This is a genomic window from Bacillus fonticola, assembly GCF_012955605.1.
GTDB lineage: Bacteria > Bacillota > Bacilli > Bacillales > JC228 > Bacillus_CG > Bacillus_CG fonticola.
Genome location: NZ_CP052135.1, coordinates 2,443,626 through 2,468,467, shown reverse-complemented (window position 1 = coordinate 2,468,467; position 24,842 = coordinate 2,443,626). Strand labels below are relative to the sequence as shown.

19 protein-coding genes and 21 tRNA genes are annotated in these 24,842 nt (G+C 44.4%); 33 read left to right on the top strand and 7 right to left on the bottom strand.

What is annotated here, in order from left to right; all coding sequences use genetic code 11:
- The first annotated feature begins 131 nt into the window (after nucleotides 1–131).
- Nucleotides 132–383: a DUF1871 family protein gene (locus HHK01_RS12210; RefSeq protein WP_170008035.1), complete on the top strand. Its 252-nt coding sequence runs from the start codon at nucleotides 132–134 to the stop codon at nucleotides 381–383.
- On the opposite strand, the gene HHK01_RS12205 is transcribed toward HHK01_RS12210, so the two are convergent.
- Nucleotides 354–1,196 (bottom strand): alpha/beta fold hydrolase, encoded by an 843-nt coding sequence (locus tag HHK01_RS12205; RefSeq protein ID WP_170008034.1) that lies wholly within the window; start codon nucleotides 1,194–1,196, stop codon nucleotides 354–356. The two genes, HHK01_RS12210 and HHK01_RS12205, sit on opposite strands and share 30 nt — an antisense overlap.
- A 275-nt stretch (nucleotides 1,197–1,471) precedes the next feature.
- On the opposite strand from HHK01_RS12205, the gene yugI reads away from it, so the two are divergent.
- The 3 genes from yugI (at nucleotide 1,472) to HHK01_RS12190 (ending at nucleotide 4,816) form a co-directional block, all read left to right on the top strand.
- Complete coding sequence (yugI, locus tag HHK01_RS12200) at nucleotides 1,472–1,864, top strand: S1 domain-containing post-transcriptional regulator GSP13 (protein WP_170008033.1); 393 nt, start codon at nucleotides 1,472–1,474, stop codon at nucleotides 1,862–1,864.
- A 177-nt stretch (nucleotides 1,865–2,041) separates the two neighbouring features.
- Nucleotides 2,042–3,238: an ornithine--oxo-acid transaminase gene (locus tag HHK01_RS12195; RefSeq protein WP_170008032.1), complete on the top strand. Its 1,197-nt coding sequence runs from the start codon at nucleotides 2,042–2,044 to the stop codon at nucleotides 3,236–3,238.
- 168 nt (nucleotides 3,239–3,406) lie between these two features.
- A complete protein-coding gene (locus HHK01_RS12190; protein ID WP_228027566.1) occupies nucleotides 3,407–4,816 on the top strand; it encodes an NAD-dependent succinate-semialdehyde dehydrogenase in 1,410 nt (469 codons plus the stop codon).
- Between the two features lie 157 nt (nucleotides 4,817–4,973).
- Here HHK01_RS12190 and HHK01_RS12185 read toward each other — a convergent pair whose 3' ends face one another.
- A complete protein-coding gene (locus HHK01_RS12185; RefSeq protein WP_170008031.1) occupies nucleotides 4,974–5,207 on the bottom strand; it encodes a DUF378 domain-containing protein in 234 nt (77 codons plus the stop codon).
- Nucleotides 5,208–5,381: 174 nt separating this feature from the next.
- Between HHK01_RS12185 and HHK01_RS12180 the strand changes: the two genes are divergently transcribed.
- From HHK01_RS12180 to HHK01_RS12170, 3 genes are all read left to right on the top strand, one after another.
- Nucleotides 5,382–6,545, top strand: coding sequence for an iron-containing alcohol dehydrogenase (locus HHK01_RS12180; RefSeq protein WP_170008030.1), 1,164 nt, complete (start codon nucleotides 5,382–5,384; stop codon nucleotides 6,543–6,545).
- A 173-nt stretch (nucleotides 6,546–6,718) separates the two neighbouring features.
- Nucleotides 6,719–8,077: a glucose-6-phosphate isomerase gene (locus HHK01_RS12175; RefSeq protein WP_170008029.1), complete on the top strand. Its 1,359-nt coding sequence runs from the start codon at nucleotides 6,719–6,721 to the stop codon at nucleotides 8,075–8,077.
- A gap of 155 nt (nucleotides 8,078–8,232) precedes the next feature.
- A complete protein-coding gene (locus HHK01_RS12170) occupies nucleotides 8,233–8,634 on the top strand; it encodes a YugN-like family protein (RefSeq protein ID WP_170008028.1) in 402 nt (133 codons plus the stop codon).
- A gap of 52 nt (nucleotides 8,635–8,686) precedes the next feature.
- Here the strand turns inward: HHK01_RS12170 and HHK01_RS12165 are convergent, their stop codons facing one another.
- From HHK01_RS12165 to HHK01_RS12155, 3 genes are all read right to left on the bottom strand, one after another.
- Nucleotides 8,687–9,682, bottom strand: coding sequence for a potassium channel family protein (locus HHK01_RS12165; RefSeq protein ID WP_170008027.1), 996 nt, complete (start codon nucleotides 9,680–9,682; stop codon nucleotides 8,687–8,689).
- A 236-nt stretch (nucleotides 9,683–9,918) separates the two neighbouring features.
- A tRNA-Ala gene (locus HHK01_RS12160) sits at nucleotides 9,919–9,991 on the bottom strand.
- A gap of 100 nt (nucleotides 9,992–10,091) precedes the next feature.
- On the bottom strand, nucleotides 10,092–10,781 hold the full coding sequence (locus tag HHK01_RS12155) for an MgtC/SapB family protein (protein ID WP_170008026.1): 690 nt from the start codon (nucleotides 10,779–10,781) through the stop codon (nucleotides 10,092–10,094).
- A gap of 126 nt (nucleotides 10,782–10,907) precedes the next feature.
- On the opposite strand from HHK01_RS12155, the gene HHK01_RS12150 reads away from it, so the two are divergent.
- The 21 genes from HHK01_RS12150 to HHK01_RS12050 all read left to right on the top strand — a co-directional run bounded on the left by HHK01_RS12150 (nucleotide 10,908) and on the right by HHK01_RS12050 (nucleotide 14,359).
- Nucleotides 10,908–11,405: a GNAT family N-acetyltransferase gene (locus HHK01_RS12150; protein ID WP_170008025.1), complete on the top strand. Its 498-nt coding sequence runs from the start codon at nucleotides 10,908–10,910 to the stop codon at nucleotides 11,403–11,405.
- 455 nt (nucleotides 11,406–11,860) lie between these two features.
- Nucleotides 11,861–11,936 (top strand) — tRNA-Val (locus tag HHK01_RS12145).
- A gap of 18 nt (nucleotides 11,937–11,954) precedes the next feature.
- Nucleotides 11,955–12,030: transfer RNA gene (locus HHK01_RS12140), tRNA-Thr, on the top strand.
- Nucleotides 12,031–12,103: 73 nt separating this feature from the next.
- Nucleotides 12,104–12,179: transfer RNA gene (locus tag HHK01_RS12135), tRNA-Lys, on the top strand.
- 16 nt (nucleotides 12,180–12,195) lie between these two features.
- A tRNA-Leu gene (locus tag HHK01_RS12130) sits at nucleotides 12,196–12,278 on the top strand.
- 5 nt (nucleotides 12,279–12,283) lie between these two features.
- Nucleotides 12,284–12,355: transfer RNA gene (locus HHK01_RS12125), tRNA-Gly, on the top strand.
- Nucleotides 12,356–12,365: 10 nt separating this feature from the next.
- Nucleotides 12,366–12,454, top strand: a tRNA-Leu gene (locus HHK01_RS12120).
- A gap of 17 nt (nucleotides 12,455–12,471) precedes the next feature.
- Nucleotides 12,472–12,548: transfer RNA gene (locus HHK01_RS12115), tRNA-Arg, on the top strand.
- 19 nt (nucleotides 12,549–12,567) lie between these two features.
- Nucleotides 12,568–12,643: transfer RNA gene (locus tag HHK01_RS12110), tRNA-Ala, on the top strand.
- Nucleotides 12,644–12,671: 28 nt separating this feature from the next.
- Nucleotides 12,672–12,745, top strand: a tRNA-Met gene (locus HHK01_RS12105).
- Between the two features lie 5 nt (nucleotides 12,746–12,750).
- Nucleotides 12,751–12,824 (top strand) — tRNA-Ile (locus HHK01_RS12100).
- 10 nt (nucleotides 12,825–12,834) lie between these two features.
- Nucleotides 12,835–12,927, top strand: a tRNA-Ser gene (locus tag HHK01_RS12095).
- Between the two features lie 199 nt (nucleotides 12,928–13,126).
- Nucleotides 13,127–13,203, top strand: a tRNA-Met gene (locus HHK01_RS12090).
- A 210-nt stretch (nucleotides 13,204–13,413) separates the two neighbouring features.
- Nucleotides 13,414–13,490: transfer RNA gene (locus tag HHK01_RS12085), tRNA-Asp, on the top strand.
- A gap of 241 nt (nucleotides 13,491–13,731) precedes the next feature.
- Nucleotides 13,732–13,807: transfer RNA gene (locus tag HHK01_RS12080), tRNA-Phe, on the top strand.
- Nucleotides 13,808–13,827: 20 nt separating this feature from the next.
- Nucleotides 13,828–13,903 (top strand) — tRNA-His (locus tag HHK01_RS12075).
- A gap of 8 nt (nucleotides 13,904–13,911) precedes the next feature.
- Nucleotides 13,912–13,985, top strand: a tRNA-Gly gene (locus tag HHK01_RS12070).
- A gap of 3 nt (nucleotides 13,986–13,988) precedes the next feature.
- Nucleotides 13,989–14,062, top strand: a tRNA-Ile gene (locus HHK01_RS12065).
- Between the two features lie 50 nt (nucleotides 14,063–14,112).
- Nucleotides 14,113–14,187: transfer RNA gene (locus HHK01_RS12060), tRNA-Asn, on the top strand.
- 6 nt (nucleotides 14,188–14,193) lie between these two features.
- Nucleotides 14,194–14,284 (top strand) — tRNA-Ser (locus HHK01_RS12055).
- Nucleotides 14,285–14,287: 3 nt separating this feature from the next.
- Nucleotides 14,288–14,359 (top strand) — tRNA-Glu (locus HHK01_RS12050).
- Between the two features lie 718 nt (nucleotides 14,360–15,077).
- Here HHK01_RS12050 and HHK01_RS12045 read toward each other — a convergent pair.
- Nucleotides 15,078–15,839, bottom strand: a complete 762-nt coding sequence (locus tag HHK01_RS12045) for a sulfite exporter TauE/SafE family protein (protein WP_170008024.1) — start codon at nucleotides 15,837–15,839, stop codon at nucleotides 15,078–15,080.
- Nucleotides 15,840–16,039: 200 nt separating this feature from the next.
- On the opposite strand from HHK01_RS12045, the gene glgB reads away from it, so the two are divergent.
- Genes glgB through HHK01_RS12020 form a run of 5 tightly spaced genes read left to right on the top strand, consistent with a single transcriptional unit; the run spans nucleotide 16,040 to nucleotide 23,933 of the window.
- A complete protein-coding gene (glgB, locus tag HHK01_RS12040; RefSeq protein ID WP_228027565.1) occupies nucleotides 16,040–17,914 on the top strand; it encodes a 1,4-alpha-glucan branching protein GlgB in 1,875 nt (624 codons plus the stop codon).
- Complete coding sequence (locus tag HHK01_RS12035; RefSeq protein ID WP_170008023.1) at nucleotides 17,914–19,083, top strand: glucose-1-phosphate adenylyltransferase; 1,170 nt, start codon at nucleotides 17,914–17,916, stop codon at nucleotides 19,081–19,083. The genes glgB and HHK01_RS12035 overlap by 1 nt, the downstream gene beginning before the upstream one ends.
- Complete coding sequence (locus tag HHK01_RS12030; RefSeq protein ID WP_170008022.1) at nucleotides 19,065–20,093, top strand: GlgC family sugar phosphate nucleotidyltransferase; 1,029 nt, start codon at nucleotides 19,065–19,067, stop codon at nucleotides 20,091–20,093. Before HHK01_RS12035 ends, HHK01_RS12030 begins: the two co-directional genes overlap by 19 nt.
- Nucleotides 20,090–21,538 (top strand): glycogen synthase GlgA, encoded by a 1,449-nt coding sequence (glgA, locus tag HHK01_RS12025; protein ID WP_170008021.1) that lies wholly within the window; start codon nucleotides 20,090–20,092, stop codon nucleotides 21,536–21,538. Before HHK01_RS12030 ends, glgA begins: the two co-directional genes overlap by 4 nt.
- Nucleotides 21,528–23,933: a glycogen/starch/alpha-glucan phosphorylase gene (locus HHK01_RS12020; RefSeq protein WP_170008020.1), complete on the top strand. Its 2,406-nt coding sequence runs from the start codon at nucleotides 21,528–21,530 to the stop codon at nucleotides 23,931–23,933. The genes glgA and HHK01_RS12020 overlap by 11 nt, the downstream gene beginning before the upstream one ends.
- A gap of 108 nt (nucleotides 23,934–24,041) precedes the next feature.
- Here the strand turns inward: HHK01_RS12020 and HHK01_RS12015 are convergent, their stop codons facing one another.
- Nucleotides 24,042–24,797, bottom strand: a complete 756-nt coding sequence (locus tag HHK01_RS12015) for a TraR/DksA C4-type zinc finger protein (protein WP_170008019.1) — start codon at nucleotides 24,795–24,797, stop codon at nucleotides 24,042–24,044.
- Nucleotides 24,798–24,842 lie beyond the last annotated feature (45 nt).

Genomic DNA, 24,842 nt, shown 5'->3' with positions numbered 1-24,842 from the left:
GAACAGGAAGAGGCTTGACGGATTATGCGTGTTCGTTGTAGTTTCAACGTTAGTGTATATGGATATGGAAAACGATATGCCTTATTCATGGGCGATTTTATGATATAAAGAAACAAAGTGAGGGACTGCTAATGGAAAATCAACGTGCTTATGAAAAAATGGTGGACATTTTAAACGAATGGGACCCTTTTCAATTAGGTTCAGGTAACTATGATCCGGAAATTGCAGACTGTTTGCAGGCAGCAAGAGATGCTACTTCTGTTGGGGAACTTGCTAAAACGATTCAACAAGTTTTTTCCTTTTCGTTTGAACAAGCCCCCCCATTAGGGTCGTGTCTAACTGTGGCTACTGAGTTAAGAAATATCGTGGACAAAGGATGTTAAAGAAGGGGTCTTGTGCATCCAATCGACTAAGCGATGAAAGGATTCGATTGGTTGCTCTTCTAGAATTAAGTGTCCAGCCTCAATAGGTGATGTTGTCGCGTTCGGCAAGTCGGTTGCAAAGCGCTGGACGACGGTCTCACGTATTACTCGATCATGCTTACCGTACAAGAGTAACACGGGGGCTTTAATATTCCGCAGTTCCGCGGTAGATAAATCTGCTTCGCGATGACGAACCATTCGAAGTATCCCTTGGAAGATACGTCGTTGTTGAAAAGGTGCCTCATATGCTCTAATCAACTCTTCTGTGATGTGCCTTTGATCGTGGAGTACAACTTCTAAATTACCTCTTACCCCGGTTTTTTCTAGTCGCTTTTGTGCAATGTACGAAGCAAAAGGAAGATACGTTAGCGCACGTAACTTTCTTGGGAATCTCTCCATATAACCAGAACTAGCCGCGGTGACTACTCCAACAACCTTTGGCTTCACTTGTGGCAAGCTGGCTAACCTGAGTGCCAGCTGTCCGCCCATAGAATGCCCAAATAGAAGAAGGGGTGTCGGAACATGTTCAATTACTGCTGCGATGGTTTGTGCAATGGAGCTTGTCGAGTACTGAAAACGCATAGGTTTTTCGCTTTCTCCAAATGGCGGCCAATCAATCGTACAAACATCGCCTAGCTTCTGAAGTGAAGGAAGTATTAGATCAAAGCTTATGCGACTCGCCAAAAAACCATGTAAACACACGATTGTTAACGGGGCAGACGGCTTTTCTCCAGAGTATTTGTGCCATAGAACAGAGAGTGGTGATTGACTCATTCGTTAATCCGCTCCTTTTACGCAGTGAAAATAACATATTGGTTGATGAAATAGACTTTTTGTGCACAAAAAAAGACAACGCTGTCACCAACGTTGTCAAAAAAGGGGGAATACTAGAAAGCCTTATCCCCATTTTAGACAGCGTTTTATAATTTTAAACATGTCTCATCTATGTTTCCATTTTACATTCCTACAAATTCCTTTGTCAGTCAAGAGGGGCTGTGTTATACTTTACAAATGCGTCTAAAAGGAAAAGTATATAGGAGTGTTAACATATGACAAATTTTGAAGTAGGATCAGTGCAAACAGGAAAAGTAACCGGTATTCAACCGTACGGAGCGTTTGTTGCTTTAGATGAAGAAACGCAAGGACTTGTGCATATTTCTGAAATCACACACGGCTACGTAAAAGACGTGAATGAGCATCTTTCTGTTGGTGACGAAGTGGAAGTGAAAGTACTGTCAGTTGACGAAGGGAAAGGAAAGATCTCTCTTTCCATGCGCGCCACTCAAGACGCACCCGTTCAGCAACAACCAGAGAAAAAGCGTGCACCACGTAAGCGTCAAGCTGCTGTGAAAACAGAGGAAGCTGGCGGATTCAATACATTACGTGACAAACTGACTGAGTGGATCGAACAATCAGAGCGTCAAGATTTAATTAAAAAGTAATGACAATGACACCTCTCCCAATTCAGGGAGAGGTATTTTTATTTGATCGTGCATGATTAGGAAACCGGAAGTGATCGTGTAAAAGTGAGTGAGGAAATATGTGGCGGAAATTTACTTTAAATGCTTTTGTTTCGTCGCGGTCCTCGATACAATGAAGATAAAGGAGGTTTGTTTTGTATGACAACGAAAACGGTACAAATGATTTCTAAGACGGAGAAGTATGGGGCAAGAAACTATTTACCACTTCCAATCGTCATTTCAAAAGCAGAAGGTGTTTGGGTGGAGGATCCTGAAGGTCATCGCTATATGGACATGTTAAGTGCGTATTCTGCTGTTAACCAAGGCCATCGCCATCCGAAAATCATTGAAGCCTTGAAAGATCAAGCAGACCGTGTCACCTTAACGTCCCGTGCATTTCACAATGACCAATTAGGAATTTGGTATGAGAAAATGGCTACCTTTACGAACAAGGAAATGACACTTCCGATGAATACAGGTGCTGAGGCTGTGGAAACAGCGGTGAAAGCTGCGCGTCGTTGGGCGTATGACGTGAAAGGTGTGCCAGCAAACCAAGCTGAAATCATCGCTTGCGAAGGGAACTTCCATGGGCGGACGATGACTGCTGTTTCTCTATCTTCGGACGAGGAGTACCAAAGAGGGTTTGGGCCAATGCTTCCGGGAATTAAACTTATTCCATACGGAGACGTTGAAGCACTAAAAGCAGCTATCACACCAAACACTGCAGCATTCCTTTTCGAACCGATTCAAGGAGAAGCGGGCATCAACATCCCTCAAGATGGCTTTCTTCAAGCAGTTCGCGACGTTTGTACAGAACAAAACGTACTTATGATCGCCGACGAAATCCAAGCAGGTCTTGGACGCTCTGGAAAACGCTTCGCTTGTGACTGGGAGAACATAACTCCAGACATGTATATTTTAGGGAAAGCTCTCGGTGGCGGCGTGTTCCCAATCTCGTGCGTGTGTGCAGATGAGGACGTATTAGGCGTATTCAACCCAGGTTCGCACGGGTCCACATTTGGTGGAAATCCGATGGCATGTGCAGTATCTGTAGCGAGCCTTGAAGTATTAGAAGAAGAGAAGCTGGCAGAACGTTCATTAGAGCTCGGTACTTATTTCCAAGAGCAGCTTGGAACAATTAAAAATCCGATTATTAATGATGTGCGCGGAAAAGGTTTATTTATCGGAATTGAACTAACTGAACCAGCACGTAAATATTGCGAGGCCCTAAAAGAAGAAGGCTTGCTTTGTAAAGAAACACACGACACAGTGATTCGTTTCGCTCCACCGCTCGTTATTACGAAAGAAGAATTAGACTGGGCGATTGAGCGTATTCAACGTGTGCTTAGTGCCTGAACAAGATGGAAAACGCGGCTCCTTTTGAGTCGCGTTTTTTTGGTAGGATAGTTCCACACACACAAAGAAGATGCCTATCATCTCGGTTAAGCTCGGTAAAGAAAGGTAAAAAATGCTACAATGCATGCATAAAAACAAGTAGTTCATAGTACGGAAGGAGAGGTTAACGTGCATTTTGATCTATTTATTAACGGTTCTTGGAAGAAAACGAGTGAACAACTTTCAGTGACAAGCCCCTCTATGGATAAAGAAGTAGGCACTGTGTCAGTCGGGGGGAAGATGGAAGCGCAAGAAGCAGTAACTGCTGCGCACGATGCCCTTCCTACTTGGTCTAAAATGACTGCATACGAACGCGCAGAGCTCCTCATGAAATGGCACGATCACATTCAATCAAACGAGCAGGAAATTGCTAAAGTGATGACCTCTGAACAAGGAAAACCGCTTCAAGAGGCACTCGGTGAAGTACGCTATGCAAATTCTTTTATAAAATGGTACGCGGAGGAGGCAATTCGTGTTTATGGAGAAACGATTCCTTCTCAACACGAAAACAAACGAATTCTCGTCCGTAAGCAACCTATTGGTGTTGTGGCTGCTATTACTCCTTGGAATTTTCCAGCTGCAATGATTACACGTAAACTGGCACCGGCTCTCGCTGCGGGATGCACTGTGGTTGTGAAGCCAGCGGAACAAACTCCCTTAACAGCTATGTTACTAGCAAAAGGAATGGAGGAAGTAGGTTTTCCGCAGGGTGTCGTCAATTTCATCGTAGGTGATGCGCAAACGATTGGTGAAGCATGGCTGAAAGATGATCGTGTGCGAAAGATTACCTTTACGGGATCGACTGAGGTTGGAAAGCTTCTTATGAGGCAAGCAGCAGACACAATGAAGGCATGCTCGTTCGAACTCGGTGGACAAGCGCCGTTTCTCATTTGTGAAGACGCAGACGTGGAGCAAGCAATTGCCGGTCTGATGCAATCGAAATTCCGTAACGCAGGGCAAACGTGTATTTGTACAAACAGGGTGTATGTTCATAATTCGATAGCAGAACGCGTAGTGCAAAGGCTGCAAGAAGAAATAAAACAGCTCGTCGTTGGAGATCCATTTGCTGAGGGAACAGCGGTTGGTCCACTTATAGATACGGAGGCTGTGAAAAAGGTAAATTGCCATATTGAGGATGCTGAGTCTAAAGGTGCCACTATTATTACCGCATCTTCGCAAACTGGACTATACGTTTCTCCGACGTTGATCTTAGGAGCGACGGATGACATGCTCTGCATGCAGGAGGAAACCTTTGGACCAGTCATACCGATTGCAGTTGTGGAATCGGACGAGGAAGCGATTGAGCGCGCAAACAGTTTGCCATACGGACTGGCCGCCTATGTATACACGACTTCTTTAACAAATAGCTGGCGTATTCCAGAACAATTACAGTTTGGCATCATCGGCGTTAATGATGGAGCCCCCTCCACAGCTCAAGCCCCATTTGGTGGAATGAAGGAAAGTGGAATGGGGCGAGAAGGTGGGAAAGCAGGACTGGATGCCTTTCTTGAGATACAGTATATTTCAATTGGTGTGTAAGCAAATAGATAAGGGACGCGCTAAAGTAAATAGTGCGTCTCTTTTATTTGTGCGTTACACAAATAAAAAGAGCAGTTCTATTCATGAATATGAGAATAGAACTGCTCCATAACCAATAAGCTTTTTGGTGACCTTATTACAAGATCTATTTCCAGTGTTACGGTGTCGGTCGTGATTCAGGTTCTCTTGCCACTTCTTCAGATGGCTTGAACAAGAGCCCGAGATTGATGATTCCTGCGAGTCCAACAAGTCCATAGATGATACGGGACAGTCCGGAAGCTTGACCACCGAAAATGGCTGCAACGAGGTCGAATTGGAAAAAACCAATAAGCCCCCAGTTAATCGCACCAATAATAGTAAGAACTAATGCAGTACGTTGAATGCCACTCATTCGTATGCCCTCCTTTTAGTAAGATGGGTTCGTTCTTATCATTTACAGCGGCCATTTGTTTATACTGCCTCCCAACATTTACATATTGGTTTAAACAAACCAGTTGAATCACATCTTTTGCATCGGTACTGTAAATACTGGATAATGACCCTATAACATAAGGAGGGGAAATGAATGGAGAATTTTACATATCACAATCCAACGAAATTAATCTTTGGCAAAGATCAACTTGTACAGCTCAAAGAAGAGGTACCCCGCTACGGAAACAACGTGCTACTCGTTTACGGTGGAGGTAGTATTAAACGAAACGGACTTTACGATCAAACAGTGTCTTACTTGAAAGAAATTGGTGCGACAGTGCATGAGCTTTCAGGTGTTGAACCGAATCCGCGTATAGCGACTGTTCGGAAAGGTGTAGACATTTGCAAAACAGAAGGAATCGACTTTATTCTTGCCGTTGGTGGCGGTAGTGTTATTGACTGTACGAAGGCAATTGCTGCTGGCGCGAAGTATGAAGGTGATGCATGGGATTTAGTGACGAAGAAGCACATTCCAACTGAAGCAGTGCCTTTTGGAACGGTTCTTACTTTGGCTGCAACAGGTAGTGAAATGAACTCTGGCTCTGTCATTACAAACTGGGAAACGAATGAAAAATACGGCTGGGGAAGTCCGCTTGTATTTCCAAGGTTCTCTATTTTAGACCCTCAGAACACATTTACAGTACCGCAAGATCAAACTGTGTATGGTGTTGTCGATATGATGAGCCATCTATTTGAACAGTACTTCCATAATGTCAAGAACACTCCCCTTCAAGACCGTATGATTGAAGGAACGTTGCGCACAGTGATGGAAGCAGCACCAAAGCTCGTTAAAGACTTAAAGAACTATGATCTTCGCGAAACGATCTTGTATAGTGGGACAGTGGCCTTAAACGGTACGCTTCAAGTCGGTTACCGTGGTGATTGGGCGTCACACAATATCGAACACGCCGTTTCTGCTGTGTACGACATCCCGCACGCTGGAGGTTTGGCCATTCTGTTCCCGAATTGGATGAAACACACACTACAAACGAACGTTGGACGTTACAAGCAACTGGCTGTTCGCGTGTTTGATGTAAATCCAACCGGCAAAACCGATGAAGAAACTGCACTGGAAGGTATTCAAAAATTACGCGTATTCTGGTCTTCTATTGGTGCACCGGAGCAATTAGCACATTACGATATTGATGATTCAAAAGTAGACGCTATGGCAGACAAAGCGATGGCAAACGGTCCATTCGGCAACTTCCAAAAACTTCAAAAGGAAGATGTTGTCGCTATTTTGAAGGCGTCTTTATAAGGAAAGATATTTAAGGTAAAGGACCAGGTCGCAATAGCGGTCTGGTCCTTGTTGGTGGAAAAAGCTTAAAGTAAATTTTTTCATAAGAAACCGCTTGCAGTTAGGAGCATGCTTGATTCCGTCATGCGGTTTCGGTAAAGTGAAAGCGAATCAATACATAACGGAGGCTAGCGATGTCACATATTCAATTTCAATACAAAACGGCGAGTGACTTTTTACAATCGTATGAGCTTGATTATTTACAAGATGCAGTGAAGGCTGCTCACCATTCTCTTCATGAAAAAACAGGAGCGGGAAGCGATTATTTAGGATGGATTGATTTACCGAAAGAATACAATCGCGAAGAATTTGCACGCATTGAAGCTGCGGCAAAACGTATTCAAGGACACTCAGAGGTACTGCTTGTTATTGGAATTGGTGGTTCCTATCTCGGCTCTCGCGCTGCAATCGAAATGCTCCAACACAGCTTTTATAACGAATTGCCTAAGAATAAGCGGCACACGCCACAAGTGATTTTCGTTGGAAACAATATTTCCTCCACTTATATGCGAGACATGATGGACCTTTTAGAAGGAAAAGATTTCTCTATAAACGTTATTTCAAAATCGGGAACAACGACAGAACCTGCACTTGCATTTCGTATATTCCGCAAGCTTTTGGAAGATCGTTACGGTAAAGAGGATGCAAAACAACGCATTTTTGCCACTACAGATGCTTCAAAAGGGGCTTTAAAGACGCTCGCAACGGAAGAGGGCTATGAGTCATTCGTTATTCCAGATGATGTCGGCGGTCGCTATTCTGTTTTAACTGCAGTTGGCTTGTTGCCAATCGCCGCAGCTGGAATCGATATCAATGCGATGATAAATGGTGCGGCTAAGGCACGCGAAGACTTCTCTTCTGCGGAACTATCGGAGAACTTAGCCTACCAATACGCAGCAGCTAGGAATGCTCTTTATAACAAAGGAAAGACAATTGAAATGTTGATTAACTACGAACCAGGTCTTCAATACTTCTCTGAATGGTGGAAGCAGCTTTTCGGTGAAAGTGAAGGAAAAGATCAAAAAGGGATTTTTCCTTCTTCTGCTAACTTCTCTACAGACCTGCATTCGTTAGGTCAATATGTTCAAGAGGGACGGAGAGACTTATTTGAAACGGTCATTAAAGTGAAATCACCACGTCATGAGCTAAGTATTGAGAACGATCCTAATGACCTTGATGGATTGAATTATCTAGAAGGTAAGACCGTAGACTTTGTAAACGAAAAAGCGTTTGAAGGCACGTTACTCGCTCACACAGATGGGGGAGTACCGAACTTCGTCATTGAAATTCCGGCATTGGATCCTTACACTTTTGGCTACCTCGTCTACTTTTTCGAGAAAGCCTGTGCAGTAAGTGGTTATCTGCTAGGTGTTAATCCCTTTGACCAACCGGGAGTAGAGGCATACAAAAAGAACATGTTTGCTCTTCTCGGGAAACCTGGATTTGAAAAAGAAAAAGTTGAGCTTGAGAAAAGATTGTCGAATGAAGAATAAAAGGACCCTACATCGCTGTTATTTTGGCGGTGTAGGTTTTTTTGTATGCAGATAATGCTGGACGTACCCCGTAATGAGGAGGATTTTGCCTTCTGTAAAATAAATCAATTTTGTGCAGACTAAAAACAAAATGAGTAAGCAAGGGAGGAAAAGAAATGATTGAAATTCCATCGAAGCTAGAAGGGAAGCACTTTCAGCTGTATAAACTGGAGCAGGAACTAAAGGAAATGGGATATTCTATCGGTGATAACTGGGAGTATGATCACGGTTATTTTGATTATAAAATTGACGATCGTGTTGGATATCAGTTTCTGCGTTTACCGATTAGAGCAGTGGATGGGCAACTTGATTCTTATGGAGCAACAGTTGAATTCGGTCGCCCACTTTTGTTGTCACATAAATACCAGCGTGGGTTGGATGACCACGCATTCGTCGGAAACTTCGGTGCATCATTCAACCAATTTCAGGAGCCAGTCGATAAAGATGCAGATTTTCCTGATGATTATGTGGATCTTGGTAAAGAACTTGTGAAGGAAGTGGAGAATCGACTGCTCTAAAGGCAAGAAGCGTTCGCGAAAAAACCTTATGCTGCGAACGCTTTTCTCTAATTCATTCAGTTCTTTGACATATGATAAGAAGCTCGTCTTGTGGGTAAATGGTCGTCGCGAGTGGCGGATTAATTTCTGTATCCTTCCCTCTGCGGTACCCGATAAGAAGAGTATGTTGCTCTAAATGCTCCTCGGCTAATTCAAAAAATGATTTTCCCACTTCATTTTCGTGCGCTTGACGAAAATACATTTTATTCCCACGCAATTGATCAAGTAAAAGAGATAGTGGCTCAGACATGCCGCGTGAGAAAATAGAGTTTGCCATAATGTAGCTAGCATGGTGATTCGTTTCAAGAATTTCATCTGCTCCTGCACGCTTCGCATTAGGAACTTGCTCTTCGGTTAAAATTTCCACCATGCAATACACATCCGGACGATTTCCCTTAACGGCTAACAAAGTCAAAATAGACGACATGTCCGCTTGTAGTTCATCTTTTGTAGGATCTGATGTAATCAAGACAACGGATGCTTCTTCTAAGTTAGCGCGGCGTAACACACCGTCAATACTAGGTCTCCCCCTAACAAAATGAATGGGCAATGATTTATCCGGTGTTTCTTCAAGACTTTCATCGATTAACACTACTTTATGGTCTAACTTCGAGGCCTTCATTTGTTCAAATAAATAGCGAGTGCGCTCGTTCCAACCAATGACAATCATATGATCCTTCCCCTTATAAGGATGGTAGCCTCTTAGCAAGTTGTTTTGCCATGTGACGGTGAGAGTAGCTAAACCAATAAAATATGCAGAAATAAAGCCCGCTCCCATTAATATAAGCACCATTGAGAGCACTCTGCCTGCTGTGGTCACGGGTGCGTAATCTCCAAATCCTACTGTTGAAGCTGTAATTAATGACCAATAGATACCCACCATAATAGATGGAAATGTTTCTGGCTCTACAAGATGAATGAGAATACCAAACGTTAAGACTAACCCTACACCGATTAATAATATTCTGCCGACAACAGGCCAACGAATAAATTGCTTATACCAACCCATAGCATCGATCCTTACTAAAAAGTTACGTATTCCTAGTATGGTCAAAGCGTAGAGTGTTCAAACAAAGGAGCGAGTCGTAGATGTTGACGTATCGATTTTTTTGCATGGTCAGGTGGAATGAAAAATCCAGACCGGAATTATTCATGTTCTCCTTGCCCTTCAGCTTTGCCCATTTCAGGTCTTCATTTACATAACAAAAAAACGACATCTCTGCCGTTTTTTGCGTAAAGTATTGATGGAGACTATCGGGATCGAACCGACGACCTCTTGCATGCCATGCAAGCGCTCTCCCATCTGAGCTAAGCCCCCGTGATCAAGACAGCAAAATCATACTATATTTGTTAGAATGTTTCAAGAAGAAAATGTTCGTTCGCTAGCAAGTCATGTTAAAGAACGACTGACAGTGTTACTACAAGCTTTCAACTTCTACGCTCTGTACACCATTGATACTAGCAGCCATCTCGTACACTTCTGTTGTCCGCTGACGAAAATCAACAGAAAGGCGTAGTTGTAGGAGGTGTAAACTATCAGGTAAATCTTTAATACGGACGTTTTCGATGTTCATGTCCGCTTTTTCAAACACTCCAAGTACTGTGGAGATCTTCGAGGGGTGGTTTAACGTTACCTGCAGTAAGATTTCTTTCTCCCTCAACTGCTTAGGTCCGATTAAGCTGAACAAGTATGGCAAAAGTTCCACACTAATAATCAAAAGTATAACACCAGCAATCGCCTCATAGTAAAACCCTGCCCCGACTGCTATACCAATCCCAGCTGCTCCCCAAATCATCGCTGCGGTTGTGAGCCCAAGGATGCTGTCGTTACTTTTTCTTAAGATAACCCCCGCACCTAAAAAACCAATCCCTGATACAATTTGTGCCGCTAAACGAAGTGGATCCATCGTAACGTTAATTTCAGGTCGTGCAGCGACATCATATGTTGTTTCAATAGAAACAATCGTCAGTAAACAACTCATGATACTAATAACGAGACACGTTTTAAGACCAACAGGTTTTCGCTTTATTTCACGTTCTAGACCAATGACCAAACCTAAAGCTGCGGTAATACCTAACTTGAGTAATACTTCCAAGGAAAATTCCATCGTATCTACCTTCCATATATGTTGGTGTTAATATGATTTCTAGACAGTTGTAAAGAATTCCTTCTACATTATGAAGGTTGCCTAGTACACATGTCGAATTGGATGAGCAAGAAAGAGGGGATGTAAATGATCAGGAAGGCGAAAAGAGAGGATGCTCAAGGTATCGCGGAAGTGCACGTTCTATCTTGGCACGAGACGTATACCGGAATTGTGGATAAAACATTTTTAAACACTTTAGATCTAGACGAGCGAGTGGAGCGGTGGGAAATTATTTTAGCAATGGACACGAGTATCGTATTTGTCGCAGAGATAGAAGGGAAGATCGTGGGTTTCTCCTCTGGTGGGAAGGAAAGGTCTAGTTTGCCGTACGACGGAGAGTTGTATGCAATTTATGTGCTAAAAGAAGCTCAAAAGCAAGGACTGGGAAAACAACTTGTACAGGCAGTAGAAGAGGCGTTGAAGAGGGAGAACTATAAGCAAATGCTTGTATGGGTACTTCAAGAAAATAAATCGAGGCAGTTTTATAAGAGTCTAGGTGGGGTGAAAAAAGAAGAAACCACCCTCTCCATAGGAAACAAAACACATATTGAGGAAGGGTACGTATTTTCCTTAACGACATCATAAAAGTGTTTCTCCCTTAAGGTACAGGGAGGAACACGTAGCACATAGCTGAGAAGAAAAACGCACCGAAGAGAGTGAACGTAAAGTGTCCTGTACCAATGTCGTTTCTCTTGGACGAGACACCATAAAGGAACGTTGCAGTGAACAAATAGATGGACATCACGAAAGAAATAACAAAAGCGAGAATGGTCACCAATAAAGACACCTCACAAACAAATCTTTTCATACACTCTATGCAGGATTTCCCTCATCATGAAAGATTTCATAGAAAAACAAGAAATGATCTTGCAATCGATTACTAGAGATGATATAGTAATCCTCGTCCTCAAAAGACAAACGAGGTCAACATTCTACATAATTTTGACCAGTTAACTTGCTTTCAACAGAATCTTAAGATAAAAAAATATCTTGCAAAACATCTGATAAGCTGTATAATAGATGATGTCTGATTTAAAAATGGAGGATTAGCTCAGCTGGGAGAGCACCTGCCTTACAAGCAGGGGGTCGGCGGTTCGATCCCGTCATCCTCCACCATTTTCAACATTACAGCACGCCGGTGTAGCTCAACTGGTAGAGCAACTGACTTGTAATCAGTAGGTTGGGGGTTCAAGTCCTCTTGCCGGCACCACTATACATCTTGTGGAACAGGTACTTTAATGAAGTTAAGCATAGAGCTTAACCTACCGACATCCTGTTGGCATGAGCCATTAGCTCAGTTGGTAGAGCATCTGACTTTTAATCAGAGGGTCGAAGGTTCGAGTCCTTCATGGCTCACCATTTTTCATAATGCAATGCGGGTGTGGCGGAATTGGCAGACGCGCTAGACTTAGGATCTAGTGTCCTTGTGACGTGGGGGTTCGAGTCCCTTCACCCGCATTAATGCGGAAGTAGTTCAGTGGTAGAACATCACCTTGCCAAGGTGGGGGTCGCGGGTTCGAATCCCGTCTTCCGCTCTTTCGTAACGCCGGGGTGGCGGAATAGGTAGACGCACAGGACTTAAAATCCTGGGGTGGGTTCCCACCGTGTCGGTTCGAGTCCGACCCTCGGTACCAGTAATTCAATAGTTTTTGCGCCCGTAGCTCAATTGGATAGAGCGTCTGACTACGGATCAGGAGGTTAGGGGTTCGACTCCTCTCGGGCGCGCCATTTTTATAGAGACAATCTTGGGGCCTTAGCTCAGCTGGGAGAGCGCCTGCTTTGCACGCAGGAGGTCAGCGGTTCGATCCCGCTAGGCTCCACCATATTATCCTTGTTTTTATCGTTTCTTATGGCGGTGTAGCTCAGCTGGCTAGAGCGTACGGTTCATACCCGTGAGGTCGGGGGTTCGATCCCCTCCGCCGCTACTAACGGACCTTTAGCTCAGTTGGTTAGAGCAGACGGCTCATAACCGTCCGGTCGTAGGTTCGAGTCCTACAAGGTCCACTTTTCATACGGAGGAATACCCAAGTCTGGCTGAAGGGATCGGTCTTGAAAACCGACAGGGGTGTAACAGCCCGCGGGGGTTCGAATCCCTCTTCCTCCTCCATTTATATTATTGAAATAGTGGGCAGTGTTAAAGATGTTGAAAACTGACAAACACTATTTTAATGTAAAAGGGTTCGATAAGCGAGAAGGTCGAGGAAACGATGGAGTGAACACCGGAGCGCACTAGTGTGCGTGAGGATGTGAACGAAGGAGTTGTCGAAGAGATTCGAAGCTTAGCGGAAGCCGAAAACTAATATCGTCGCGGGGTGGAGCAGTCTGGTAGCTCGTCGGGCTCATAACCCGAAGGTCGTAGGTTCAAATCCTACCCCCGCAACCAAATATACTATTTAATACTTTAAGGGTTTCGATAAGCAAGAAGGTCGAGGAAGCTCCAATACACTGGGAGCCCACACAATGTGGGTCAGAAAGGCGTTGCGACAGGACGTCGCGATTTTATAGCCTTTCATCCTTAGCGTTTTAATACGTGAGGATGTGAGTGAAGGAGCTGACGAAGAGATTCGTCGCTTAGCGGAAGCTGGAACAATGGGGTCCGGTAGTTCAGTTGGTTAGAATGCCTGCCTGTCACGCAGGAGGTCGCGGGTTCGAGTCCCGTCCGGACCGCCATTTTAAGTGGATTTCATACTGCGAAAAATACATTGTTACAGTGTAAAAGGATTTCGACAAGTGAGAAGGTCGAGGAAGCTATCTTAGGAAGCTAAGCTAAAAGCGCAACGTCCTGTTGCAACGCTTAGCCCACCAACATCCTGTTGGCATGAACACCGGAGCGTATTTTATATACGTGAGGATGTGAGTGAAGGAGCTGACAATGAAATTCGAAGCTTAGCGAAAGCTGAAAACCAGTTTTGGCTCGGTAGCTCAGTCGGTAGAGCAATGGACTGAAAATCCATGTGTCGGCGGTTCGATTCCGTCCCGAGCCACCATTTATTTTTTGAATTCTGTGGCGGTTGTGGCGAAGTGGTTAACGCATCGGATTGTGGTTCCGACATTCGTGGGTTCGATTCCCATCAGTCGCCCCATTCATAACGCGGGTGTAGTTTAGTGGTAAAACCTCAGCCTTCCAAGCTGATGATGTGAGTTCGATTCTCATCACCCGCTCCATATGGGCCTGTAGCTCAGCTGGTTAGAGCACACGCCTGATAAGCGTGAGGTCGGTGGTTCGAGTCCACTCAGGCCCATTATTATCCTTTTTTTAAAATGCTCTATTTTTGATGTAATATTTATACATTCCGCAGTAGCTCAGTGGTAGAGCTATCGGCTGTTAACCGATCGGTCGTAGGTTCGAGTCCTACCTGCGGAGCCAAATTATGGGGAAGTACTCAAGTGGCTGAAGAGGCGCCCCTGCTAAGGGTGTAGGTCGTTTACGCGGCGCGAGGGTTCAAATCCCTCCTTCTCCGCCAGCTGGCCCGTTGGTCAAGCGGTTAAGACACCGCCCTTTCACGGCGGTAACACGGGTTCGAATCCCGTACGGGTCATACACGAATAAAAGCTTTCTCTTTGTCGTACTGGACGTTGAGGAAGCTTTTTTACTTTGTGAGCAGCTTTGTGCCTGTGGTAAGAATCACGCTGCCCACTTCCAAAGATTAACGCTCATATCCCGGGATTAACGCTCATATCCGGGGATTAACGCTCATATCCGGGGATTAACGCTCATATCCGGGGATTAACGCTCATATCCGGGGATTAACGCTCATATCCCCGGATTAACGCTCATATCCGGGGATTAACGCTCATATCCCGGGATTAACGCTCATATCCCGGGATTAACGCTCATATCCCGGGATTAACGCTCATATCCCCGGATTAACGCTCATATCCGGGGATTAACGCTCATATCCCGGGATTAACGCTCATATCCCAGGATTAACGCTCATATCCCGGGATTAACGCTCATATCCGGGGATTAACGCTCATATCCGGGGATTAACGCTCATATCCGGGGATTAACGCTCATATCCCGGGATTAACGCTCATATCCCCGGATTAACGCTCATATCCGGGGATTAACGCTCATATCCCCGGATTAACGCTCATATCCCGGGATTAACGCTCATATCCGGGGATTAACGCTCATATCCCGGGATTAACGCTCATATCCGGGGATTAACGCTCATATCCCGGGATTAACGCTCATATCCCCGGATTAACGCTCATATCCCGGGATTAACGCTCATATCCCCGGGATTATCTATATCAAAAGAACCACAGCTGCACTGCCATCACAATGACAGCGACTGCCATAAAGGTTTGTATCCATCTCTCCCCTTTTTCTACCGCGATCTTGGCCCCTACCCAAGCTCCTATTGCAGATCCTGCTGCTAAAGATAGTCCTATCCCCCAATAAACTTTTCCATACCATAGAAAAATAAACAGAGAAAGAAAGATAAATACACCGACGATTGCAACTTTGTATGCATTGATACGCTGCAAAGGTAATGAACTAAACAGCATAAGAATGCCTACGATGAAAAAGCCAACACCTGCTTGGATTAACCCTCCATAAATACCTATACAGAAAAAGGCTGGGGGCAGAATACCATATTGTACGATTTTTCTCGAGGAAAATTGCTGTAGTCGTTCGCTACGTAATTTTTGTTTTGGTATGAATAAAAGGATCAATACAAATACCATCATGATCGAAAGCAGTCGTTGAAATAAAGTGCCATTAATATCTACCGCTAACCAAGCCCCAATAAGTGAGCCTACTGCTGCTGGGGCAAACCATGTCCATGCACGAGCTTTCCATTCGATCCAGCCTTGGCGTTGAAAGGCAGTGATTCCGACTGTGCTTTGCACGAGAATGGCAATACGATTTGTGCCATTTGCGTCTGCAGCTGGCAAACCTAGGAAAATCAAAATAGGTAAGGTAAGCAAACTCCCCCCAGCAGATAAGATGTTAATGATGCCGGTGATGATGCCGACAATAAACACAAGAAGTAGTTGCCACACTTCCACATACATTGCCCCTTTCCCCAACTCTTTCCATCGTAGCTTACTTGTTTAGTAGAGACAATAGTAGACCAGCACAAACAACCTTTTGTCAAGTTAAAACGAATTTTGTCATTAAATGTCTGAAAATTTAAACGTTAGGTTAAAAGGGATGTTTTCAGTTTCCACGAATACATAGTTAAAGACGTGGGAAAGGAATCGATAAGATGCAGCAACAGATAGAACAGGATGTGTACTATTTTCGCGAAGGTACCCACGAGTCTCTTTATCAATTTTTTGGAGCTCACCTTCAACAGGTGGACGGAAAAGTGATGACTATTTTTCGTGTGTGGGCACCAAATGCTCGCCGTGTTTCGATAGTAGGTAGTTTTAATGATTGGAATGGGTCAGCGTACGGCATGAAATCCCAAGATGGAATTTGGACGCTTACAATACCAGGTAGCCTCCATGGAGAGCGGTATAAGTATGAGGTCACGCAGTTTGACGGGAAGGTCGTGCACAAGGCAGACCCGTTTGCGGTCACACATGAGGTTCGTCCGCAAACAGCTTCGATTGTGTATGACTGGGAAGGGAATAGCTGGGGTGATGATGAGTGGATGATTCAGCGTAGAAAGTCAAATTTGATTGAGCGACCGGTCAGTATATATGAAGTCCACCTCGGCAGTTGGAAACGATCGGATAACGGCGCCCTCATGACGTACCGTGATCTTGCGACAGAACTTATCCCATATGTGAAGGAACTCGGGTTTACACATATCGAACTAATGCCGATTTTAGAACATCCTTTTGATGGCTCGTGGGGTTATCAGGCAACGGGATACTATGCACCGACAAGTCGTTACGGTACTCCACATGATTTTATGAGTTTTGTTGACTCCTGCCATAGAGAAGGAATTGGTGTTTTATTGGATTGGGTTCCGGGACACTTTTGCAAAGATCTTCAGGGGCTCTATCTGTTTGATGGGACTCCGACTTATGAGTATTCCAGTTTAGAAGATCGTGAGAATGTGGAGTGGGGAACGGCTCATTTTGATTTATCAAAAGGGGAAGTAAGAAGTTTTCTGTTGTCGAGTCTGTTTTACTGGGTGCGAGAATTTCATGTGGATGGTTTTCGATTCGATGCCATGAGCCGGGTTATATACTGGCCGAATTCATCCTCTCCCACGCCGAATCCGTGGGCACACGAATGGATGCAAAGCGTATCTCGAAGACTTCGAGACTATGATCCAGGATTGCTTATTACAGCAGAGGATTCAACAGATTGGCCACATGTTACTGAGCGAGTCGAGCAGGGGGGGCTTGGATTTACACACAAATGGAACATGGGATGGATGAATGATACGTTGACCTATTTCTCATCACCTCCAAAGAGACGACGTGAGCTCCATGACAAACTCACCTTTTCCATGCTTTATGCCTTTAATGAGCAATATATTTTGCCGCTTTCGCACGATGAGGTTGTGCACGGCAAAAAGTCACTATTAGATAAGTTGCCTGGAACGTATGAAGAGAAATTTGCGCAGCTACGGTTGTTACTCACCTACTGGTTGACACACCCGGGAAAGAAGCTGCTCTTTATGGGAACAGAGCTAGCCCCTTTCGCGGAGTGGAAAGATGGGGCACAGCTTGATTGGCATTTACTTACATATGAAAATCATGATGCCTTTTTGACATTTTTCAAAACGCTACTTCCTTTATACAAGCAAACCCCGGCGCTGTTCGAACAAGAAAAGGAACCAGCTTGCTTTCAATGGATCGATGTGAACAACCACGAACAACAAATTTTATCGTGGTTGCGCTATGGTCACGACGATACAGCAGCCGTCGTGTTCAATTGTTCTAGCGAATCTTATGAGCAATTCGACATTGGAGTACCGCATCAAGGGGAATGGGAGTGTCTGCTTCATACAGATGCCGCGTGCTTCGGAGGAGAGGATATGACAGGCAAAGGTGTACACACGACAAGTAGCACACCCTTACATGGCAAGCCCTATTCTCTTACTATTTCTCTACCAAAGTATTCAGCGGTATTGCTTCATTATAAAAATGTTTTAGAAGACGAAAGGATGGGATCCCTTTAATGAAAAAGCGGTGTGTGGCGATTATATTAGCAGGTGGAAAAGGGAGCAGGCTGCATGATTTAACGAAAGAACTCGCAAAGCCAGCAGTCCCTTTCGGAGGTAAATACAGAATCATCGATTTTACGTTGAGTAACTGTACGAACTCTCACATCGACACAGTCGGGATTTGTACACAATACCAACCACTAGTTCTTCATTCATATATAGGGATCGGTAGCGATTGGGATTTGGATCGTAGAAACGGTGGCGTTACGGTGCTTCCACCGTACAGTGAGTCTAGTGCGATGAAGTGGTATAGTGGCACAGCCAACGCTATCTATCATAACGTTCCGTACATTGAGCAGTACGACCCAGAGTACGTACTCGTGTTGAGTGGTGACCATATTTACAAAATGGATTATAACGACATGTTAGAGGCACATATTGAATCAGGGGCAGATGCTACGATTTCAGTTGTTGAAGTGCCATGGGAAGAGGCGAACCGTTTTGGCATCATGAACACAGATGAATCTAAGAGAATTGTAGAGTTTGAGGAAAAGCCGAAAACGCCAAAAAGCAATTTGGCTTCGATGGGGATTTATATCTTCAACTGGAAGCTCCTTAAAGCAACATTGCAACGTGACGAACAAATTGACACGTCATCACACGATTTCGGTAAAGATGTGATCCCGTACCTTCTTCAATCTGGAAAGAAATTAATGGCTTATGGGTTTCAAGGATACTGGAAGGATGTGGGGACAGTCCAAAGCTTATGGGAAGCGAACATGGATTTGTTAGATCCCGCTTGTGAGCTGAAATTATTTGATCAAGGGTGGCGTATTTATTCTGTGAACCCGAATCATCCTCCCCAAATGATTACAAGTACTGCATGTGTTGAACAATCTCTCGTCAATGAGGGGTGCATCGTGGAAGGACATGTGGAAAGCTCCGTTCTATTTCAAGGAGTTACTGTTCAAAAAGGGGCCGTTGTTCAGAAGGTAGTCGCCATGCCAAACGTTCAAATTGAAGCAGGTGCAACTGTTGAGTACGCAATTATTGACGCGGGTGTTACTATCCCAGCAGATGTCATCATTCAGGGTACTGAAAAAGAGTGTGCTTTAGTAACAAAAGACTCAATCCAAAACTGGCTACATAAAGAGGAGGAAAATCCATGGACGATCAACTTTTAGGAGTGATTGATGCGACAAGTTATGCGACTGGTATGGAAGATTTGATGCACCATCGCTCGTTGGCGGCTGTGCCTATTGCTGGGCGCTATCGAATGATTGATTTTATTTTATCAAGTATGGTCAACTCAGGCGTAAACAGTGTGGCGATCTTCCCAAAATACCAATATCGTTCGCTAATGGATCATCTCGGTTCAGGACGAAATTGGGATCTTAACCGGAAACGAGATGGCCTCTTCTTCTTCCCGTCGCCACAACTGGATGATTCGAAAAAACGGGTTGGAGCATTTCAACATTTCCAAGCACACATTGACTATTTCAAACGTAGTCGCCAAACATATGTCATCATCGCAAATTGCTTCACACTTGCTTCTATTGACTTTCGACCGATCCTCTCATGGCATATGAACCATGATTGTGACATTACTGACATTCGAAAGGATGGCAAGTCGCTAGAGATGTACATCATAAAGCGCGAATTGCTTATGGATCTTGTTGAACGGTCAGAGGAAACGGGATTTATGTACATGAAAGATGTTGTAACTTCACTGAAGCATAATTATAGCGTATGCCTTTATGAATATCAGGGGCGTGCTCACATGCTGAACTCAATAGAAACGTTTTATGAACAAAGTATGGACTTACTAAAGCCAGAAATATTCCAACAAGTTTTTCGTTCCGATTTCCCTGTCTACACAAAAGTGAAGGACGAACCACCGACACAGTACACTCGTGGGTCAAAAGCAAGTCAATCTCTTATTGCGAACGGATGCACTATCGCAGGTACAGTTGACTCTAGTATTTTATTTCGTGCGGTGACTGTAGGTGAGAATTCTAAAGTTGAGAGTTCCATTATTATGCAAAAATCTTTGGTTGGTAATCATTGCCACCTGTCACACTGTATTTTAGATAAGGATGTACACGTGGAAGATGGAACCGTGTTGATTGGAACGAAAGAGGAGCCGATTGTATTGAAGAAAGGAACGAGACAAAAGGCGGTGAATGTATCATGAACACACTATTTGTCGTAGGAGAGTGTGTACCTTTTTGTAAAACAGGAGGACTTGCAGATGTAGCAGGTTCACTCCCACAAGCGTTACAGCGACAAGGAACGTCTGTCAGCGTGATACTCCCGAAATATGGTGATATTCCACAAGTGTGGCAGGAGAAAATGGAATATGTAACGCATTGGACAGTCAACGTAGGTTGGCGTGAGCAGCATTGTGGATTGTTTCAGTTGGAACACGATGGCGTTACGATGTATTTTATCGACAACGAGTACTACTTTCGCAGATCGCAATTGTACGGATTTCCTGACGATGGAGAACGGTTTAGCTTTTTTTGCTTAGCCGTACTGGAAGCATTGCCAAAGTTAGACACTTTCCCAGATGTATTACATTGCCATGATTGGCACACGGGCATGGTTCCGTATCTTTTAAGCGAGTATTATGGATTCTATCCTGAGTATGGGCGCATCCGAACTGTGTTTACAATCCACAATTTACGTTATCAAGGGGTTTTTCCGAAGTCGATTCTTGGGGAGTTGTTGCCACTTGGAGAGGAGCACTTCACGTCGCAACGTCTTGAGTTTCATGGCGGGATCAACTTTTTGAAAGCAGCGTTGGTTGCGAGCGATCGCATCACGACAGTTAGTCCATCATATGCAAAGGAAATTCAAACAGAAGAGTACGGGGAAAGGCTTACCGGTGTGTTACAGGTCCGAACTGAGCATATCTCTGGCATTGTGAATGGTATTGATGAGGAAGTTTACAACCCGGTTACGGACGTTTTCATTCCGCACCCCTTCACAGCGTCCATTCAAGAGAGTAAATCACTCAATAAACGTACTTTACAACAGCAAATGTCACTTCCTGAGCAAGACGTTCCACTTGTCGCTGTTATCTCCCGCCTGACAAACCAAAAGGGAATGGGGCTAGTAAGAGAAGTGTTTCACGAGCTGATGAAGGAAGATATCCAATTTGTGTTGCTCGGTTCAGGGGAGCGAGACGATGAGAACTTTTTTCGTGAAATGGAAGCCCAGTATCATGAAAAATGCCGGTCATATATTGGTTTTGATGAGTCATTTGCCCACCATTTATATGCAGCCAGCGATATGTTGCTATTGCCGAGTTTGTTCGAACCGTGTGGGCTTAGTCAGCTCATCGGCATGAAGTACGGTACGGTTCCGATTGTTAGGGAAACAGGTGGGTTAAAGGATACGGTACTTTCGTATAACGAGGAAACGGGGGAAGGATGGGGCTTTACTTTCGGACCTATTGATTCGTCTGCTTTTCTTTATACAGTACGTCGTGCGCTGTCCTTTTATGAGAATGGCGAAGTATGGCAATTGATTCAACAGCGTTGTTTGCAGCGAGATGTCAGCTGGGATAGCTCGGCACTTGCTTACAATGAGTTATACGAGGAAATCACAACCAGGAGGGAAAGCCATGTTTTCTAGCCGAAGCGCTTTTTGCCAGCAGTTTGTGAAGAAGCTTGAGCTACTGTCTGGAAAACCCTTCGCTGATACGACATCACGAGAGCAATTTCTAGCGTTAGGAACAATGGTACGTGAGCAGTTAAGCCCAGATTGGATTGCAACGAACGAGCGATTGAGGAGCGAGCAAGGGAAACAAGTGTACTACTTTTCAATCGAGTTTTTACTAGGGCGTATGCTACGGCAACAGCTGCAGTATTTAGGAATAGAGGAAGTTGTAGAAAAGGGGTTGCTTGAACTAGGAATCCCCCTTTCTGACATTGAGGAAATTGAATGTGATGCAGGACTAGGCAACGGAGGACTTGGCAGATTAGCAGCCTGTTTTTTGGACTCCCTTGCTTCGTTGCAATATCCAGGTCACGGCTTCGGTATCCGCTATAAACATGGCCTTTTCAAGCAAAAAATTGTGGACGGGTTTCAAGTAGAATGGCCAGACCCTTGGTTGATTAATGGAAACGTATGGGAAGTGAGAAGAAGTGACGAGGCAGTTGAAGTGCATTTTTTTGGAAATGTAGAGTCATCGGAGGCGGGAGGAAAGCTACAATTTCGCCACCTCAATACAGAAAAAGTAATGGCTGTTCCTTATGATATCCCGATTTTGGGCTATCAAAATGAAACGGTCAATACGCTGCGATTATGGAGTGCAGAGCCTTCTCCATTTCCCCCTCATCAAGACATCATGAGGTACAAACGGGACACAGAGGCTATTACAGAATTTTTGTATCCTGACGACACGCACGACCCAGGGAAGTTATTGCGATTGAAGCAACAGTATTTTTTAGTGTCTGCTAGTTTACAAACGATCGTTCGTTCTTTTGTGAAGCAAAAAGGAGACATGCGCTCTTTTCATGAACGTGTTGTTATTCAGTTGAATGATACCCATCCCGTGTTAGCTATTCCCGAACTAATGCGGATCCTTTTAGACGAGTACGGTTTTTCGTGGGAGGTGGCATGGGATGTCACAACACGAACGTTTGCCTACACAAACCACACGACGCTTTCTGAGGCGCTTGAAACATGGCCCATTCATTTGTTTAAGCACTTATTGCCACGGATGTATGGGATCGTTGAAGAAATTCATGAACGATGGTGTGGACAACTTTGGGAAGAAACACCGGGTGATTGGAGCCGGATTGAGCAACTCTCTATCTTGGCAGACGGGGAAGTTCGGATGGCACCACTAGCAATTGTAGGCTCATTTTGTGTGAACGGGGTAGCAGAATTACACACAGAGATCTTGAAAAAGAGGGAAATGCGTCAATTTCATGAAGCATTTCCTGGGAAGTTTCAAAATAAAACGAACGGCATTGCTCACAGACGCTGGTTAATGAAGTCTAACCCAAGCCTTACCCATTTGATCGATGATGCCATCGGAGAGAGATGGCGATCAGAACCGGCAGCATTGCAAGAACTTCGTAAGCTAGAAGATGATCCGAATTTGCTAGAACAATTGCGTGTCGTGAAGCGAAAGAACAAGTCGCTTCTTGCCCAATATGTGAAAGAGCAGTTCGGAATCGCGCTACGTGAAGATGCTATTTTTGATATTCATATTAAACGGCTACACGCTTATAAGCGGCAATTGCTCAATGTCCTACACATTTTATCTTTAGCAAATAGCATTCGAGAAGAGCCCAATCATAACTGGACGCCACGTGTATTTTTGTTTGGAGCAAAAGCATCTCCTGGTTATACTTACGCGAAAACGATCATTAAACTCATTCATTCTGTCGCAGATTCGATTAATCAAGACCCTATTGTCCGAAAGTATATCCAAGTCGTCTTCCTAGAAAATTACCGGGTGTCCTTAGCAGAGAGACTCATTCCGGCGGCAGACGTCAGTGAGCAAATTTCTACGGCGAGTAAAGAAGCGTCCGGGACAGGGAACATGAAGTTTATGATGAACGGTGCACTGACGATTGGTACACTTGATGGCGCTAATGTAGAGATGCATAACCGCATTGGTGCGGAGCATATGTTTTTGTTTGGCTTGAATGCAGAGGAAGTCATGAGCTACCAACGTGACGGGGGCTACGTAGCTCGAGAATATTACACCCATGACCCACGTATTCGCCATGCGGTAGATCAATTGACGAACGGTTTTTTACCCCATACTGGAGACTTGTTCAACACGATTGTTGACTCACTTATAGAGGAGAATGATACATTTTTTGTGCTACGTGATTTTGCGTCTTATCTAGCGGCACAACAAACCGTTGCCACAAGCTATGATCGCATGTCATGGTGGCGTTCGACCCTTGTGAATATCGCAGAAAGTGGGCATTTTTCAAGTGACAGAACGATCCGGGAGTATGCAAAAGATATTTGGAACATTCAACCGGTTTCACATGAAATGTATTGATCGCATCTCCACTCATGAAAGGGCTGCCTATATTTTGCAGGACAGCCCTTTTGCACTCTTATTGGTTCTTGCGTTCAAGAGAAAGAGCACCGCACTTTACTACTATGTCTAGTCATCCTTTTTCACATTATCTGACTCGTCTACGTAGCCATCACTGTTGTGAAATGGTAAGTCACCAAATGGAGTGTCTGTCCCCTCTTCATCCAGTTGATCTTCGTATCCTTCATGGAATTTACCAGAAGGATAGACACGAACTTCTCCACTGTCAAAGTCCTGCCCTACAAATGTTTCATATGCTTCAGTAAAGCCTTCTCCTTCTTCAGGGTCATACAAGCCCTCGTAATCATCAATGTCCCCTTGAAAGTCTGAAGGTGTCTCACTTGTCCCGTAACGGGCGACTTCCTGAAAGCTATCGTATTCATCAAATACCTCTGGGCCCGTTCGGTGATGAAAATGAGGACCGTGTGCTGGTTCCAAGATCTCTTCTTCCACAGGGCGATCTTCTGGAATTGAATGAGGGGCGTGTTCTTTACAAGTAACAGCTGTCGGAATCGCATCAAGTCGCTCAGCAGGAATGGTCTTTTTACACACCTGACAAATTCCGTATGTCCCCTTATCGATTGCTTGCAGTGCGTTATAAACTTCGGAAAGCTCATCAAGCTCATGAACATGCAATGCAGCATCTTTTTCTCGCTCATATAAATCGGTACCAGAATCTCCGGGATGATTATCATACAATGAAAGCTCACCGCCTTCATCCCGATATGAAAGACCTAGTTTATGATCATGACTATGAGTAAGAAGTTCTTGTTTCTGCTTCTCTAACAGGGCCTTCCAATGGGCCACTTGTTGTGGTGAATGCATAGAGGGTCACATCCTTCCTGTTTCTACATCTAGTATGAAACGAGA